Raw genomic sequence first — 16952 nt, 5'->3', positions numbered from 1 at the left:
ACAATAATGGATAGCAAAGACGAGATCGTCTGTCGGTGCCAAGAGGTCACCCGTGGTGAGATCGAGAGGGCCATTGAGATGGGTGCTACCACCATGAACGAGTTGAAGCGGTTCACCCATGCGGGTATGGGACTGTGCCAAGGACGTACTTGCCGGAGGCTGGTAGAGAGAATCTTGGCAGAAAAAACAGGAAAGCCGCTCTCTGAGATCGAGCCGTCTACCTACCGCTCGCCAGTCCGTCCGGTAAAATCGGAAATCTTTACCACCGATGACAGTGCGCCCTCTAAATAAGGTACAGCTAAGAATAATAAAGGAGTGTAATTGAGAATGAATGATTGGGGAAGATTGATTACTGCAATGGCGACTCCGATGAAGGAGGACCATAAGATCGATTTTGATGCGACTGCCAGATTGGCCCGTCAGTTGGTAAAAGAGGGTACTACTGCTATTTTGGTCGCTGGAACTACCGGGGAGGGTCCCACTGTCACTGCTGATGAAAAGATGGAGCTGTTTCGTCTGGTCAAGAAGGAAACCAATGTTCCTGTTATTGCTGGCGTAGGGACCAATAATACTACGACAACAATCGAGAACTGCCTTGCCGCGGAGGCTTGCGGTGTAGATGGCCTTCTGGTCGTCGTACCCTTCTACAATAAGCCAAATCAGGCGTCCCTGTATGCTCATTTTCAGGCGGTGGAGCAGACCGTACACAGCCCCATTATGCTCTACAATGTCCCTGGACGTACTGGTACCAACATGAGCGCCGAGACCACAATCAGACTTTCCAAGCTCCCGAAGATCACCGCGGTCAAAGAGGCGTCTGGAAACCTTAGCCAGATGACAGAGATTCTGTGCGGCGTGGATCCGGAGTTCCGCGTTTATACCGGAGAAGATGCCCAGACGCTCGCCTCCCTGAGCATTGGCGCGTACGGTGTCGTGAGTGTGGCCTCTCAGATAGCCGGTCCCCAGATGGATGAGATGATTAAAAGCTATCTGAAGGGCGATGTGGAAAAAGCTGCTGCCCTACATCAGAAGCTGTATCCTCTGTTTAACGACCTATTTATGACTGCTAACCCGATTCCCGTAAAAGCCGCTTTGAACCTTCGCGGGTTTGGTAGCTCCCAGCTTCGTCTCCCCTTGACCGCCGCTTCCAGCGAAGTAATCGCCACAATGAAGAAGGATATGAAGAACCTGGGCGTTCTGTAAGGAGGTATGTCCAATGAAGAGGGTTACAGAGCATCCAATTCTGGGAAATGCGCCAGAACGAAAAACAGTTCATATCTATGTTGATGGAACGCCTTATGAGGCTCAGGAAGGAGAAATGATTGCCGCTGCTTTACTGGCATTGGGGATCTCTACGTTCCGTTATACCGAGCATAACCACAAGCCACGGGGCATTTACTGCGGAATTGGCAGATGCACCGACTGTATTATGACAGTAGATGGTGTCCCTAACGTCCGAACCTGTATTACCCCGGTTCATGATGGTATGCATATCCAAACACAGATTGGGAACGGAAAGTGGCAGGAGGGGAACAGCAATGATTGATAGGAGACTTGTTGTGATCGGTGCCGGCCCTGCTGGACTCTCTGCGGCAATCGAAGCAGCTAAAACAGGTTGCCAGGTTTTGCTAATCGACGAAAATGCGCGTCCCGGCGGTCAGCTTTTCAAGCAGATCCATAAGTTCTTTGGCTCTCGGGCTCACCATGCTGGGACCCGTGGCTACTACATCGGCACCGAACTGTTGGAAGAAACCCAGAAGCTGGGCATCGAAGTCTGGCTGAACAGTGAGGTGTGCGGCATCGAAAACGGCAATGAGATCTGGATCGTCCGGGATAAGAAAAAAAATGTGCGCGTTCGGGCAGAAAAAATCATTATTGCTACTGGTGCGACAGAAAACGCTGTTACCTTCCCTGGCTGGGATATTCCTGGTGTAATGGGAGCAGGAGCCGCTCAAACGATGATCAATGTAAATCGAGTGCTGCCCGGTGAGAAGATCATTATGGTAGGATCGGGCAATGTGGGCGTTATTGTTTCCTATCAGCTACTCCAGGCTGGGGCTGATGTGGTCGCTATTGTTGAAGCTGCGCCAAAGCTGGGGGGGTATGGCGTTCATACTGCCAAGGTCTGCCGTGCAGGCGTCCCCTTCTACACTTCCACTACAATTAAAGAGGCCTTCGGTGATAAACGCGTTGAGCGCGTTGAGCTGGTGGATTTGGATGACCATTTCCAGCAGATTCCTGGGACTGAAAGAATGCTGGAAGCGGACACAGTATGTCTGGCCACTGGGCTGACCCCCTTGACAGAGTTGGCATGGATTGCGGGGTGCCAATTTGATTTTGTGCCTGCGCTGGGCGGAAATCTTCCTATCCATAACAAAGAAATGCGTACTACAATGGAAAATATCTATGTGGCGGGCGATATCGCTGGCGTAGAGGAGGCCAGTACTGCTATGGAGGAAGGAAAACTAGCGGGTATTAATGCAGCCGCCGCATTGGGATATCTCAGTGCTGATGAGGCGGTGAAGCGGTCTGATGCCGTTTGGAACAGCCTGGATGCGCTCCGATGCGGCTATTTTGGCCAGCGCCGCAAAGATTCCAAAGACTACATGTTGAAAAAGGGAACTGAGGTGATTGGATGAATTGCAATGGTTGTAAAAAGTGTGGCCTGAAACTGACCGGGGCACCTTCTCTGGAGGAATTGAAAGTTGCAGGGCGGTTTCCCTCTGAGGAGGAGCGCATGAAGGGACCTTTGGCTGTAATCGAGTGTATTGAAGAAATTCCCTGTAATCCCTGTGAATCTGCTTGTCCTCAAGACGCGATCCATGTAGGCAATCCCATTACAAATTTGCCTGCTATCGACTATGATAAGTGCATTGGATGCGGGATATGTATCGCATGCTGCCCTGGGCTTGCTATTTGTGTCAGAGACTATACCTACAGTAGCAGCGAGGCCACCATTTCTTTCCCCTATGAGTATCTGCCTATCCCAGAAAAGGGGCAGGCGGTTAAGATGGTGGACCGTCAGGGCCAGGTCGTGTGCGACGGAATCATCCTTCGGGTGAACAATGCACCTGCCAATCACAGCACCGCTGTTGTGACTGCTGTATTTCCTAAGGAGTACTATGAGCAGGTTATCTCTATCCGTCGGCTTTAAGTTCTTATGGGACCTGTGGGTCCACAAGTAAGTGTTGCAAATGGAACTTCAGGTGTAGCCAGAACAGCAAAATTCCTATCCCCGTTTGATCTTAATGCGCGGATAGGAATTTTATTTAATCTTAACCAAGCAAAAGGAGTCTAAACATGAGAAAAATTCGTCCTGAAGAACTGACACAAAACGTCTTTGGTTTAATTGGCGATACTTGGATGCTGGTGAGCGCCGCCAGGGACGGCGTAGCGAACACGATGACTGCATCCTGGGGCGGTCTCGGTGTGCTCTTTGGGAAAAAAGTTGCTTTTCTCTTCATTCGGCCCCAGAGATATACAAAAGAGTTTATTGATGCTTCCGAAACTCTTTCATTGACATTTTTGAATGATTCATGGAAAAAAGAACTCTCCTACATCGGAAGCGTCTCCGGTAGACAAGAAGATAAGATTGCCAACACTGGCTTAGAGTTACTCTGGAAAGATGGGACACCCTATTTTGCACAAGGAAAGCTTATACTGTTCTGTAGAAAACTATATGCTCAGGAGATGGATCCCAAATGTTTTTTGGATAGTGATATCCTCAAAAGATGGTATGCTAACCACGATTTTCACACTGCTTATGTCGTTGAGATAGAGCAGGCGTTCATGTCAGAGTAGTCTGCAACCATAAGGCCCAAATAGCAACAGTACTTTTTACATTTTAACAGTTCTCCTTTGTCTATTGCCCAGAAATCATAGATGCCTTTCTTTTGCGCTTTCATTGTAGGATAGCAGATAATCCAGCAGAGAAAAACAAGGCAACCAACCCCGAACACAAAACACCATTATAATACCAATAGACTATTATTGATTTGGAGGAGGAAACTGTGTATACCGTAATTATTCCTATTATAATCCTGTTCGGCATCATCTTTATCAAAAAAATTCCAGTCATCGGCGGTAGTATTCCAATCGGACTGGCCGTCACAGGCATGGTTGCAATGCTCATTGCTGGTATATTTAACCCCATAGATTGGCTCAATTATTTTGTTGATGGTTTGAACCGCCAATCTTGGGTCATCTTTATTATTCTGATTGGCGGTTTCTACGCAGAGATGTCCATGCGTATCGGTACTCTGGACACCGTCTTGGACGTCTGCCGTTCTGCGTTTGGCAAACGGCCCAAAGGACTAGTTGTATGTATTATTATAGTCCTTACCTTTGCTGGCTCCCTTATCGGTGACGCTACCGCTGCCGGCACAGTGATAGGTATTATGATTATCGCATCTCTGGACGACCTAGGCCTAAAGATTGAGCAGACGGTATGTATCGTGGTTTGCGGTGCCTGCTTGGGTTCCATTATGCCCCCGGTTACCCAGTCTATCTTCTTGGCGTCCTCTCATGTCGGCGCCGATCCTGTTGAGGTTTCCAAGTATGCATACTTCACGGTCGGTTTCGGTGTAATCCTGATGTGTATCTACTTCTCTACCTTTGTGAAGATAAAGGTGCTTCCCGAACATCTAATTCCAAAGGAGAAAGCCAGCGAAATTCTGAAAAAGCGATGGAAGACACTGATTCCCCTGATGGTCTTGATTACACTGGTTGTGCTTCGTACCGGCTTTAAGATCGACATCGCCACCATGATTCTGGGTCCCATACTGCCTTGGCTCAGCCAGCTTCCTGTGGTCTGTGGCCTTTCAAACCTGATGGTGCTAAATATCCTAATGGCGGCCATTGTAGGACTGTTCTATAAGCCCGTCCATAAGAACTTGCCCGATGTTGCCAAAAAAGCATTCAAGATTGTTCTACCCAATATCGCCGTTCAAATGGCGGCCGCTTTGATGATTGGCGCTTTCTACAATGCAGGACAGATTGCCATCCTGACTGATTTTGCCTCTGGTCTAAACAGTCACATCATTAAGATCGGTGGTGGCCTTGCCTTGATGTTGGTCGGTATGCTAACAGGATCCCAGACCACGGCTCAAAACACTATCTTTGTACTGATGGCCCCTGTACTATTGGCCTCTGGCACCTCTCCAGTTATGCTGGCGTTAGCGGGAGCCCACTTGGCTATGGCTGGACAGGGTATGCCTCCTGCTGACTTGGCCATCTTTGTCCAGTGCGGTCTGGCCGAAGGAATTACCAAGAAGAAGGCCGATCCTATTCGGGCCATGTGTTACGCACTTCCGCAGAATCTTTATTTTGCGGCAGTCGGCTTTGCTTGCCTGTACCTCTAAATACCTGGATCTCCCAGGGACGGTAGCGGTGACACCCCAGACCTATTATCTTTTTGTAATTGGAGGCGGACTATGTCGCAGGAACTTGGTATTTTAATGCTGGACACCCATTTCCCGAGAATCAACGGAGATATTGGCAACCCTGCTACCTTTTCCTTTCCAATTCGGAAAAAGATCGTATGCGGAGCTACTCCTGCTAATATCTGCCTATCCACTGACCTTAGCCTGTTGACCCCTTTTATCCAGGCAGCTCAAGAGTTAGAGCGTGAGGGTGTCCGGGCTATCACTACAAGTTGTGGTTTTCTTGCCATCTTTCAAAAGGAATTGGCTGCGAGCGTTTCAATCCCTCTGTTTACCTCAAGCCTGATGAACGCATCGTTCATATATCCTATGTTGAATTACAATCAGAAGGTCGGCATTATTACTATCAATGAGAAGAATTTAACAGAAAAGCACCTAAATGGAGTCGGGATCGACCATATCCCAAAAGTCATATGGGGCGTTTCTGAAACCGACTTCGGAAAAGTTTTTACCGACTCCCCTGACGCGGTCCCTTTCGACTATGATGCGTTAGAACAGATCATGGTGAACGCTGCGGTCGGTTTTCAGACCGCCCATCCGGAGATTGGTGCAATCGTTTTAGAATGTACTAATATGCCACCCTTTGCCAAGGCCATAGAGATGGCGACTCATCTTCCGGTCTATAGTATAGTCTCTTTAGCGAACTATGTGATGAGCGGTGTGTCCTGACTAGTTGTATCTTTACATCACGGCAATGGTGTTTAAGAGGGTGGATATGACCACTCAATATCCACCCTCTTTACCAAGATTATATCAAACATATTTTAAGAGAGGATGTGTCTTTATGATTCCCTATCCCCAGATGTCCAGTGAGGAACGCGAGGCGGAATACCAGCACCTTTTGGCTCAATTTGAGGATTTGAAGGCTCAGAACTTAAAGCTAAATATGGCCCGTGGGAAGCCGGGCGAAGACCAGTTGAATCTGACCCGGGGCATTTTTGATATAATGAGAAGCCCGGAGGACTATCTGTCCGACGGCATTGAGGTGCGTAACTACGGTGAAATGACCGGCCTACCTGCCGCAAAGCGGCTTTTTGCCGAAGTGCTGGGTTGCAGAGAAGATCAAGTCTTTGTAGGCGGAAATGCCAGTCTGCAGCTTATGTATGATACTGTAGCCAAAGGCTATACCCACGGCCTGCTCCACTCCTCCCGCCCATGGTGCAAAGAGGAGAAATTGAAATGGTTATGTCCTGCTCCCGGTTACGACCGTCATTTCAAAATTACAGAGTCCTTTGGATTTGAACTGATTACTGTTCCTATGACTGACAATGGACCGGATATGGACATGGTGGAAAACGCTGTAAAGGACCCAGCAGTCAAAGGCATGTGGACGGTGCCTAAATATTCAAACCCGGATGGCATAGTCTACTCCGAAGAGACCATTCGGTGTATCGCATCTCTGAAGCCTGCGGCGCCCGACTTCCTGCTGATGTGGGACAATGCTTACTGCATCCATGACCTGGAAGATGGTTGTGAGACATTGCCGGATATATTGACTCTATGCGCCTCGTATGGCAATCCCGACATGGTATTCGAGTTTGCCTCTACCTCCAAGATCACTCTGCCGGGTGCGGGAATCTCTTGCTTTGCCTGCTCGGAAGATAATATGACCTATATGAAGAAACTGCTTGATGCCCAGGTCATCAGCTATGATAAAGTGAATCAGCAACGCCATGTGCTGTATTTGAAGGACAAAGCGCACATGATAGAACTGATGCGCAAACATGCAGAGATATTGCGGCCGAAGTTTCAGTGTGTATTGGATGCCTTGGATCAGGAGATTGCTCCCTTGAACATCGCATCCTGGCGGCACCCTAAAGGTGGTTACTTCGTGTCGCTGAATGCCATGCCTGGTACTGCAAAAAGGACATTAGTACTGTGCAAAGAGGCAGGTGTTACCATGACTAATGCGGGTGCCACCTTCCCCTATGGAAAAGACCCCCAGGATAGCAACATCCGTATTGCCCCCTCCTTCCCCTCGGTAAATGAGTTGAAGAAAGCAGTTTCAGTACTGTGTGTTTGCTTAAAGCTATCGGCATTGGAAAAGTTGAATAAGCAATGAACATTTAATTAGTATTGTATTGGCTCCCGTTTGTAGTGTTGCAGTAATGAACTAGATTCAGATAATAGTGGGAACTACTACCCGTCAAGAATATAGTGAAAAATATAAGATTATACGGACAACAGTCAAGTGTTATTGGTCAAATTTGGTGTAACGAGGTACCTGCAGAATTCAAAATAGAAGCGGGGGGTCCCAGCAGGGATTTCCTGCCTCTTTTTTTGTTCGACTGTTTGCCAAGATTTTCTCCATCAAAATATGGGGGGAGATTTAGATGGCATTCGAATTTTTCCGGAATTTTCTCTGCCGATTTTTGCATTTCTCAAAGTGGACAGAAAATTTGGGCAAAATTTCTTTTCCTGCCGCTAAATCGAACTGGAGGGTGTTCTCAGCTTAGAACTGGCCCGCATCCTTTGGGAGCTCCAGGTCGGAGCTTTCATCACCTAACTCGCGGGCTTCACCTCAATCAGATAAGCGAAAAAGATCGGCGTTGTTGATGGCTGTCTGTACAAGCGGCCCCTCCTCCCGCAAATACCAGGAGAGAGAATCTCCAATCCACAGGTTGGCTCCGTAACTCCGCCTGAGATGGCAAACTTATCTGGGCCGCATGTCATGTAGAGTTCTTGTTATCACTCCAGAGATACTTGTTTATACGAAACCTTACATTTATGAAAGGAACATAATGGATATGACAAAAAGTGGGCTGACCAAGGCTGGGCCTCGATTTGGGTTTTGGTGAAAGCCACTACATCTTTTTTGTTACCACATTACAAGTTAAAAGCAAAGATGTGTTTCAAATAAGTGTCAGTCAGTAGTATATCTTAAAGAATTGTTATTTCTTGTAAAGATATACTCTATCAAATAAGGGCAGGAGTGAAGGCTCCTGCCCTTGCTTATATACCCGATTTTATATGGCAGTCATCGACTCAATTATGAGAAGTCTATCTCTTCTGCGAGCCTGTGGGTGGACTGCCGCAAACTTTCAAGCATTTTGGATAGTCCCTTCTGCGACATGCGGTTTTCCTCACCTAGAAGGGCAAGGGAGTAGCGGACTTGCCCTTCGCGGTCAAAAATTGGTACTGCGACAGATGTAATGCCTGGGTCCTGTTCCGAGGTGGTGGAACAGAACCCATCTTCTCGGATCTGTTGGAGTGTCTGCTCCAGGTGCTTACGCTCCTCCTGGTCCTCCACCGAGTCGGAAAAATGGTGATCCAGTATCCTGCGTGCTTTCTCCTCTGGGAAAAAGGCTAACAACGTCTTTCCAGTGGAGCCTTTGAACAGATTTGAGGCCCGCCCAACTCGAGAGTGGACCCTGAGCATATTGTTAGATTGCACCTTTTCCATGCACACTGCTACATCATCGATCAAACCTGTGAGAACCACATCCTCATTGTATTCATCCCGTAGATCTCGCATCTCTTGAAGAATCAGATCGTCAACCGAGGTGCTGTGCGTCATGGCGGATGCCAGTGTGATCAACTTGGAGCTAAGCCTATATTTTCCATTGGGGGCTTCCTGGCGTAGCCAGCCTTGATGCTCCAGCGTTTTTACCACTCGAAACACTGTGGTTTTATGCAGGTCAAGCTCCTTGCTAATTTCAGCTAAGCCAAGATATTCAACGTCTAGCTTATTATATAGCTCCAGGATGTTGGTAGCCCGAATAATAGAGTTGATATATCCGACGCCGTTCTCCGACATAGTTTTACTCCTTCCTCATTCCATCCATTTATGAAGTACTATTATTATATCATGCAAAAAACAATTAGCAAATATAAACTTGTTTTTTCGCTCTTATGACTATAACCTTGCTCCTGCCAGATTTTTCTTCCAATCCTGGCTCTTTTTTTAAATTTTGCTATTTTTGTTCACTATTTTATGAAAGAATTATTTTGATTTCCCTAATTTACATAATGTTGATTGAGTTAATATTAGTTGATTTATACTAAATGATAAGATTTTTTGGCGGCGTATGCGTGTAAATTCTCTTGACTGCTCTTATTACCTTGTAGTATAATTTATTTACAATAAAGAATTGCATTTCTTTATTGTGTCTATTATATCAAAGGGAGGAACTGTAAATGAGAGTCCTGCGTTGGATGGACAAGCACTTTGAGGAAGTGCTTATGTCTGTCACCCTCATCGGAGTCGTGGTCTTTATGGCGGTCCACGTTTTTTTCCGGTATGTGTTAAAAAGCCCTTTGTCGTGGACAGAAGAGTGTACCCGGTATCTATTTATCTGGTTTACCTTCAGCGGCATAGGCTACGGCATCAAAAATGCTTCCCACATTCGCGTCAACATTATCGAAAGCTTCTGGCCCCAAGTAACCCGAGTGTTCGTCTGGATTCAGGATATAGTTACGCTGAGTTTCTTGGTGTATATGATCCCCGCTGGTCTGGGTGCGCTGGATTACTTCTACTCCAATGGGATCACTTCCCCTGGTATGCGGATGCCTTCTTGGATTTTGTATTTTTCCCTATTCTTCGGCCTGATTATGGGTGTAATTCGAATGATCCAGCGGATTATCCTCCGGGTGACGAAGCGCGATATCACTGATAAGGAGGCTGATGCGACGTGATTGGTATTATTTTTCTTGTCTTTGTAGTATTTCTGGCTCTAGGCGTACCCATCGCTTTCAGCGTGGGCTGGACCTCCCTTGTCCCATATCTGATGGACTCCGGTTTTACCGCGGATTCAGAATTCGTGTTCCGGACCATGGTCAACGGCTTAGACTCCTATGTGTTGCTGGCCATCCCCCTGTTTATGCTTTCATCTAGTATTATGGCCGCCAGCGGTATGTCTGACCGTCTATTCAACTTTTTCGCCTACTTCTTTGGGGAGCGTCCCGCCGGAATGCCCATCGCTGTGGTGATTACCTGCCTGTTTTACGGCGCTATTTGCGGTTCAGGCCCCGCCACCGTGGCCGCTATTGGCACCATGTGTATCCCCCTGCTTGTCCGTCTGGGCTATGACAAAGACTTTGTCACAGCCATGACCGCAGTATCAGGCGGACTGGGCGTCATCATTCCTCCCAGTATTCCATACATCACCTATGGCTTAGCTACGGGGGCCTCAGTGGGCGACCTGTTTATTGCTGGTTTTGCCCCCGGCATCCTCATTGCCATATGCCTGATTGCGTACGTGATGTATTACATTCGCCACCACGACACCTCCGGCCTGCGTATTAAGGAGGAGGCTGATGCGCTGAAAGCCATGGGCTTTGGGAAAGTATTTCGCCGGGGCTTCTTCGCTCTGTTTGCCCCCGTTATCATCCTGGGCGGCATCTATACTGGTATCTGCTCTCCCACCGAGGCTGCCTGCATTTCCGTGGTATACGCATTGTTGGTCGGTGTGTTTGCTTACCGCACCATCCGCTTCAAGGAGCTGGTAAGCTGCCTAATTGACACCGCCAAGACCGCTACTCCTGTTATGTTGATTCTGTGTTGTTGCACCGTGTTTGGTCGCATCCTGAATATCCTGAACGTGCCCCAAACCCTGGCTGAGATTGTCACCAGCAATATCGACTCCAAGATCCTAGTTTTGCTGGCCATTAATATATTCCTATTGTTTACCGGCATGGTCATGGATACGGTGCCTGCCATTCTGATTCTGGCCCCCATCTTCTGGCCTATTGTGCAGTCCTACGGCGTAGGTGCTGTCCACTTTGGTATTATCATGTCTGTCAACCTGGCCATCGGCTTTGTCACACCCCCTATCGGTACGAATCTGTTTGTGGCCCAGTCCCTGACCGGGACCCCAATCGCCCGTATCGCCAAAAATGCGTTGCCCTTTATAGGAATGTTCCTGATTGCACTGATGTTGATTACCTATATCCCGCAAATCAGCGAATTTCTGCCCGCTCTGCTCTCAACTAAGTGATTCCCCGCAGTATTTTGCGGTGAATAGAAATTGAAAGGAGAATATATATGCGAAAGAAATTATTGGCTCTGTCTCTTGCGTTTGGTGTTACCTTGTCCCTGGCCGCCTGTGGAGGTAACGACAACAACTCATCCAATTCTGGAGGCAACGTCAGCGGAAATGCCGGTGGCAATGGTGAAAAGATTACTATTAATATCGGCCATGGTGGTGCCGAGTCTACTGCCCAGCAGGTAGGATGCCTAGCGATGGAAGAGTATCTTGAGAACACGGGTCGCTTCACTGTCAACGTGTATCCCAATAACTCCATGGGCAGCGACGACGAGCTGTGTCAGATGGTGCAGAATGGTTCTATTGAGATGTGTCTGGCCAACTCCGTTATCGTTAACTATGTTCCTGATACTGCTGTTTACGATATGTACTTCACCTTCGACGATATTGATGCAGTAAAGGATAAGTATTCCAACAACGGCGAGTTTATTAAGACCATTGGTGAGAAGTATACTGACGTAGGTATTCACCTGGCAGGCTTTAGTATCCATGGCTTCCGTGATGTTACCGCTAACAAGGCTATTACTTCTCCGGAGGATCTGGCAGGACTGACCTTCCGCGTGCAGCAAAATGAGTACCACATCTTGGGCTGGGAGTCCTTAGGGGCCACCCCCACCCCCTTTGCCTTCAATGAGCTGTACACCGCTTTGCAGCAAGGTACCGTGGACGCTCAGGAGAATCCAATCGAGCTGATCTACTCCCAGAAGTTCTATGAGCAGCAGTCCTATATTACGCTGACTAACCATCAGCAGCAGGTCCAGCAGTGGCTGGTGAACGACGCCCTTTATCAGAGCTTGTCCGAGGAAGACCGTACTCTGTTGGATGAAGGTATCCAGGCTGGCTGTGATGCCGCTACTGAGTATGCCCTGTCCCAGGAGGCTGAGTGGACACAGGAGATTCAGGATTACGGCTGTACTATCGTGGAACTAACCGACGAGCAGCGCCAAGCTTTTGTTGATCGCATCCAACCCCAGTGGGATGCTATTAAGGCAACTGTTGACCCCGCCGTTTATGAGGCTTATCTTGCCTGAGTCTCGCCCCATATGATTACCGATGCAGGGCCTGATTTGCGGACCACCGGAAATCAGGCCCCGCATTTCAAAAATGGAAAGGAAGGGATCATGTCATGCGCATTCTAATCATCAACCCGAACAGCGATGAGAATACTGACCGTCTGATGGCGGAGAAAGCAAAGAACCTGGCGCTTCCCGGAGTAGAAGTAGACGTTACTCATGTCACCCGGGCGCCCAAGTTAGTCGCTTCCTATGAGGACCAGGCCATTTCTGGCGAGGAGATGATGGAGATCGTCCGCGGCCGTGGCCAGGACTATGACGCTTTCGTAGTAGCCTGTCATTCCGACCCCAATTTAGATTTGGTCCGGGAAATTACTGATAAACCGGTAGTTGGTATTGCCGAGGCGTCCATCAAGATCGGTGCCGCCATGGGCAACGGCTACGCCGTCATTTCGCCCGGACCCAAGTCCATCTCTAAGAAGATTGCCTTGGCTCGCAAGTACCACTGCGACGATTTATTGCGCACTATTAAGGTTTCTCGTAGCGATGACAAAGAGGATCTACTGAAGGCTGCACAGGAGGCCCGCAAGGAGTTTGGTGTAGACGTGATTGTGTTGGGCTGTGCCAATTACACCACAGCTGATGGCTATATCGAGCGTGAGCTGGGTTGCCCCGTATTGGACGGTGTAGCGTGTGCCCTATTTCTGGCGGCCGGGCTAGTTAGCTATCAAAAGTGCAAGCGCAAATTTTGAAGATCTCGAAACATCCTATTGTGACTCAATTTTTATGAGGAGGAAAGAGTTATGCTGGATTTAGTAGTTAAGAATGGTAAGGTGTATGTGGATGGTAGCTTCCGGGAGTGTGATGTGGGCATCAAGAACGGGAAGTTTGTTCTCGTTGGTATGTCCGGCACCCTGCCAGAGGCACAACGCACCATTGATGCGACGGGCAAGTATGTAATTCCCGGCGGTATCGATACCCATGTCCATTACCGTGACCCCGGGCACTGGGAGCGTGAAACCTTTGAGGTTGGATCTCGGGCGGCTGCGGCTGGCGGCTGTACCACCTTCTTTGAGCACCCTATTTCTATGCCCCCCCAGTGGAAGGCTGAGATTCTTCAGAATCGTCTGGATATTTGTACTGGTAAGGACTCTCCAGCTAATGATCGCCATGAAAAGGGTGTATGCGTAGACTTCTGTTTCTATGGTGCCGCAGGTGGTCAGCACCCCGAAGCTATTGAACCTTTGTCCCATGCCGGTATCGTCGCCTATAAGACCTTTCTGCACGACGCCCCCGAAGGCCGTGAGCAGGAGTTTGAGGGCCTGACCAGCGCGAATAATGATCAGCTCTACCGGGTGCTCCAGGAGGTTAAGAAGACCGGTCTGCCCCTGGCTGCTCATGCCGAGGACAACGAGTTGGTCACTGGATTTATCAAGCGCCTGCGCGAAGAGGGACGCCAGGGCGAGAATATTGCTCACTGCTTGTCCCGGCCTCCCATTGTGGAGATTGAGGCCATATCCAAGATGCTAAAGTTTGCCAAGGATGTGGGCTGCCCCATCGAACTGGTCCATGTATCTTCTTGGGAGGCTATGGAGCTGGCTAAGCAGGCCAAGGCCGAGGGTCAAAAGGTATTTGTAGAGACCTGCCCCCACTACTTGCTATTGGACGAGAGCTATGTGGAAAAGTTCGGTGCCTACGCTAAATGCAACCCTGCCCTGCGTAAGAAGGAAGAAGTAGAGAAGTTGTGGGACTACGTCCTAGACGGCACTGTAGACTTCATTGGCAGCGATCACAGCCCCTATCTGGTTTCTGAGAAAGATAAGCTGGATAAGAACGGTAACAAGGACATCTTTCTTTCCCCTGCCGGTTTCCCGGGCATCGACCTGCGCCTGCCTCTGATGCTCACCGAGGCCAAGAAGGGCCGCGTGTCCATGGAACGGGTGGTGGAGCTGCTGTGTGTCAACCCCGCTAAGTGCTTCAACATCTATCCTCAGAAAGGTACTATCTCCGCTGGAGCCGATGCTGACTTGGTTATTGTAGATATGGGGCATGAGCATACTTTCCAGGCCAAGGACAGCTACTCTCAGGCGCGGGACACTATGAAGGTGTTCGAGGGCTGGAGGCTAGGCTGCTCTGTGGATTATACCGTGGTTCGCGGACGTGTAGTGGTGGAGAATGGCGTGGTGGACGAAAGTGCCGCTGGCTGGGGCCAAATGGTAACTCCTAACAAGAAAGGATGAGCTTGTAATGGGCCGACTCAACAACATACTTATGGAGGCTGGTGGGATTGGTCGCAATGAGGACGGTTCCATTACCCGCCTAGGTTTCTCCGAAGATTATTTCCAGGCCCTGGAGCTTATCAAGAAGCATATGGAGTCCCTTGGCATGAAAACTGAGGTGGATCCAGTGGGCAACCTCCATGGTATTCTGCCTGGTAAGGATCCATCCCTAAAGTCTATCGTCTTGGGCTCACACCTAGATACTGTCATCAAAGGCGGCGTGTTCGACGGAATGCTGGGCGTCGCTGGCGCAGTAGAGTGTGTCTATCGCTTAAAGGAACAGGATATTATCCTGGACCATACTCTGGAGATTTGGGGCTTCAACATGGAAGAGTCAAGTATCCTGGGTGGTACCTTTGGCAGCCGCGCTATTACCGGGATGTTGGATCCGGATCAGCCTGGCTATGCCGAAAAGCTCGCCACTTTTGACCGTACTCCGGACGACGTCCGCGCTGCCAAAAAGGACATCAGCAAATATGACTGCTATCTCGAGTATCACATTGAGCAGGGCGACAAACTGGACAGCGCTGATATAGACGTTGGCGTGGTCAACGGCATTGTCAGCGTTATCCGTTACCAAGTTACGGCTAACGGTGTGAGCAACCATGCGGGGACCACCATGATGCCCAATCGCAAGGATGCCCTGGTGGGTATGTCCAAACTGATTGTGGCAGCGGATGCTCGCGCCCGGGAGTTAGATGATACCCTGGTCTTTACCGTAGGCAAGATGTCTGTGGCTCCTGGTCAGGAGAATGTCATCCCAAATGAGGTAGTGGCTACCTTTGAGATGCGACATATGGATAAATCTGTTACCGACCAGTTCTTCGCCGACATTCAAGCCGCGGCCAAGGAGATACCGAACTGCACCTTTACCTTCAAGAACACTGTGGCTAAGTACTCCACTCCTTGCGATCCTAAGCTGGTCCGAATCATTGATCAAGTTTGCTCTGAGCTGAACATCAGCCATATGATTATGCCTAGTGGAGCTGGACATGACGCCAATCCAATGGCTCACGAGGGCGTGCCTATTGGAATGATTTTTGTCCCTAGTGTTAATGGCATTAGCCATCACGGTAAGGAATGGACTGAGCCCCATCACGTCGACTTGGGTGCCGAGGTCCTCTTCAAAACTGTGCTTACTCTGGATAAGACGGACCGCAAATAATTGCGGCCCCTCAAACAAAGAGAAGCGGACGGAATGCAATGCATCCCGCCCGCTTCTCTTCGTTTTTAAAGATGTAACCAAATTTTAAGTAAATTATTTGACATTGTTTCAATCGAGTAGGAGCCTTTTTGTAGTACGGAATCCAGGCTTCCTGATATAGATCAGCCTATGACATTAGCTGAGTACAAAAAACAAAATTTAGTGTAAGGCGTGCTGTTCTTCAAACTTCGAACTGCTGTTGATGTTCATTCAAACAGGTTCAATCAAGATTTTTAAACAGAAAAGGCATAAGCATGGATTCACTTAAATCGAAAAATTGGAACCGGTGTGTTTTGACTTCGATTTTTTCCCGTTGGCCGCTTACTCTTGGTGTTTTAATGAATGAGACCACTGTGCCGGGCTTGAATTTGGTACTGAGCATGGAGATGGAAACCCGAAGTGGCCGTTGCGATACCTTATAAAAATAGCCACCACCTTATTGGGGTGGCTATTTTTATAAGAACCGTAGAGCCTGAAAACACCTGTGGGCGATGCAGTCGTACCCGTGTGATCCTATACCGCTTTTTAATCCTTACTTGTCCGCAGATGAAATCTCCTTATCTTCTTGGGGGCGGCTTAAAAAGCTGGATAAAATATCGATAAATTCACAGTTGCTGGGCCGCTTTTCCAGATGGATTCCCGCGATGTGATCCAATAGACGGTGATCCGCCTGACCCCATACGGCCCGAATTACGTTGCGTGTGGCCAACTCGATGCTATCACGGGTGGTATGAAAGTGGCGGGCGGTTTCTGGATAGAGCCGTTTTGTGATCAAACTGAGCCGGCTGGGATCCTCTACGACTTGGTTCACCATGTAGCACACATACTGAAAGCCGGTCAACTTTCTGGTAACACCTAACCGCCTCAAGAGCGCCTCTATGTCCAGAGCTTTTCTGTCGAATTGATCCTGCGGCAGCTCGTCCTCAGGGAGCAAAAAATAAATCTGGTTGATTGTAAAATGAAGTTGGACACCTAAGAAAAAATCCATAGTGATTTTCCCCACATGGTAGAATGAAGTTTGCACACAACTT

At 48.7% G+C, this 16952-nt stretch carries 17 protein-coding genes; 15 read left to right on the top strand and 2 right to left on the bottom strand.

The features are described 5' to 3' along the window. The first annotated feature begins 6 nt into the window (after positions 1–6). The 9 genes from OCV64_RS15125 (at position 7) to OCV64_RS15085 (ending at position 7503) form a co-directional block, all read left to right on the top strand. Positions 7–291, top strand: coding sequence for a (2Fe-2S)-binding protein (locus OCV64_RS15125; protein ID WP_262670453.1), 285 nt, complete (start codon positions 7–9; stop codon positions 289–291). Between the two features lie 36 nt (positions 292–327). Beyond that, positions 328–1203: a 4-hydroxy-tetrahydrodipicolinate synthase gene (gene dapA / locus OCV64_RS15120; RefSeq protein ID WP_186852009.1), complete on the top strand. Its 876-nt coding sequence runs from the start codon at positions 328–330 to the stop codon at positions 1201–1203. A gap of 13 nt (positions 1204–1216) precedes the next feature. Next, positions 1217–1546 (top strand): (2Fe-2S)-binding protein, encoded by a 330-nt coding sequence (locus tag OCV64_RS15115; RefSeq protein ID WP_186852010.1) that lies wholly within the window; start codon positions 1217–1219, stop codon positions 1544–1546. Further along, positions 1539–2639 (top strand): NAD(P)/FAD-dependent oxidoreductase, encoded by a 1101-nt coding sequence (locus OCV64_RS15110; RefSeq protein WP_262670452.1) that lies wholly within the window; start codon positions 1539–1541, stop codon positions 2637–2639. Before OCV64_RS15115 ends, OCV64_RS15110 begins: the two co-directional genes overlap by 8 nt. Positions 2640–2737: 98 nt before the next feature. Then, the gene (locus OCV64_RS15105; RefSeq protein ID WP_243200890.1) at positions 2738–3154 is read left to right on the top strand and encodes an NADH-quinone oxidoreductase subunit I; all 417 of its coding nucleotides are present in this window, start codon (positions 2738–2740) and stop codon (positions 3152–3154) included. Positions 3155–3300: 146 nt separating this feature from the next. Then, entirely contained in the window at positions 3301–3801 is a 501-nt protein-coding gene (locus OCV64_RS15100; RefSeq protein ID WP_186852013.1) for a flavin reductase, read from the top strand. Between the two features lie 209 nt (positions 3802–4010). Further along, positions 4011–5360, top strand: a complete 1350-nt coding sequence (locus OCV64_RS15095) for a TRAP transporter large permease subunit (RefSeq protein WP_186852014.1) — start codon at positions 4011–4013, stop codon at positions 5358–5360. A 72-nt stretch (positions 5361–5432) separates the two neighbouring features. Next, on the top strand, positions 5433–6110 hold the full coding sequence (locus OCV64_RS15090) for an aspartate/glutamate racemase family protein (protein ID WP_186852015.1): 678 nt from the start codon (positions 5433–5435) through the stop codon (positions 6108–6110). A 115-nt stretch (positions 6111–6225) separates the two neighbouring features. Beyond that, entirely contained in the window at positions 6226–7503 is a 1278-nt protein-coding gene (locus tag OCV64_RS15085; protein WP_262670451.1) for an aminotransferase class I/II-fold pyridoxal phosphate-dependent enzyme, read from the top strand. A 927-nt stretch (positions 7504–8430) separates the two neighbouring features. Here the strand turns inward: OCV64_RS15085 and OCV64_RS15080 are convergent. Further along, a complete protein-coding gene (locus OCV64_RS15080; protein ID WP_262670450.1) occupies positions 8431–9198 on the bottom strand; it encodes an IclR family transcriptional regulator in 768 nt (255 codons plus the stop codon). A gap of 380 nt (positions 9199–9578) precedes the next feature. Between OCV64_RS15080 and OCV64_RS15075 the strand changes: the two genes are divergently transcribed. From OCV64_RS15075 to OCV64_RS15050, 6 genes are all read left to right on the top strand, one after another. Further along, the gene (locus OCV64_RS15075) at positions 9579–10076 is read left to right on the top strand and encodes a TRAP transporter small permease (protein ID WP_147572037.1); all 498 of its coding nucleotides are present in this window, start codon (positions 9579–9581) and stop codon (positions 10074–10076) included. After that, positions 10073–11377, top strand: a complete 1305-nt coding sequence (locus tag OCV64_RS15070) for a TRAP transporter large permease (protein WP_147572038.1) — start codon at positions 10073–10075, stop codon at positions 11375–11377. Before OCV64_RS15075 ends, OCV64_RS15070 begins: the two co-directional genes overlap by 4 nt. A gap of 47 nt (positions 11378–11424) precedes the next feature. After that, positions 11425–12456 carry a TRAP transporter substrate-binding protein gene (locus tag OCV64_RS15065; protein WP_147572039.1) on the top strand — a complete coding sequence of 344 codons (1032 nt, stop codon included), beginning with the start codon at positions 11425–11427 and terminating at the stop codon, positions 12454–12456. Positions 12457–12551: 95 nt separating this feature from the next. Beyond that, positions 12552–13190 carry an aspartate/glutamate racemase family protein gene (locus OCV64_RS15060; protein WP_147572040.1) on the top strand — a complete coding sequence of 213 codons (639 nt, stop codon included), beginning with the start codon at positions 12552–12554 and terminating at the stop codon, positions 13188–13190. A 51-nt stretch (positions 13191–13241) separates the two neighbouring features. Beyond that, complete coding sequence (locus OCV64_RS15055; protein ID WP_262670449.1) at positions 13242–14678, top strand: dihydroorotase; 1437 nt, start codon at positions 13242–13244, stop codon at positions 14676–14678. A 7-nt stretch (positions 14679–14685) separates the two neighbouring features. Then, positions 14686–15882 carry a Zn-dependent hydrolase gene (locus OCV64_RS15050; protein ID WP_262670448.1) on the top strand — a complete coding sequence of 399 codons (1197 nt, stop codon included), beginning with the start codon at positions 14686–14688 and terminating at the stop codon, positions 15880–15882. Between the two features lie 571 nt (positions 15883–16453). Here OCV64_RS15050 and OCV64_RS15045 read toward each other — a convergent pair. Further along, positions 16454–16952 (bottom strand): sporulation initiation factor Spo0A C-terminal domain-containing protein (locus tag OCV64_RS15045; RefSeq protein ID WP_262670447.1); only part of this gene is annotated, 499 nt, incomplete at its 5' end.

The organism is Muriventricola aceti, from assembly GCF_025567565.1.
GTDB lineage: Bacteria > Bacillota > Clostridia > Oscillospirales > Oscillospiraceae > Lawsonibacter > Lawsonibacter aceti.
Note: the sequence above shows the minus strand (reverse complement) of the source record. Positions and strands in the feature narration are given on the sequence as shown.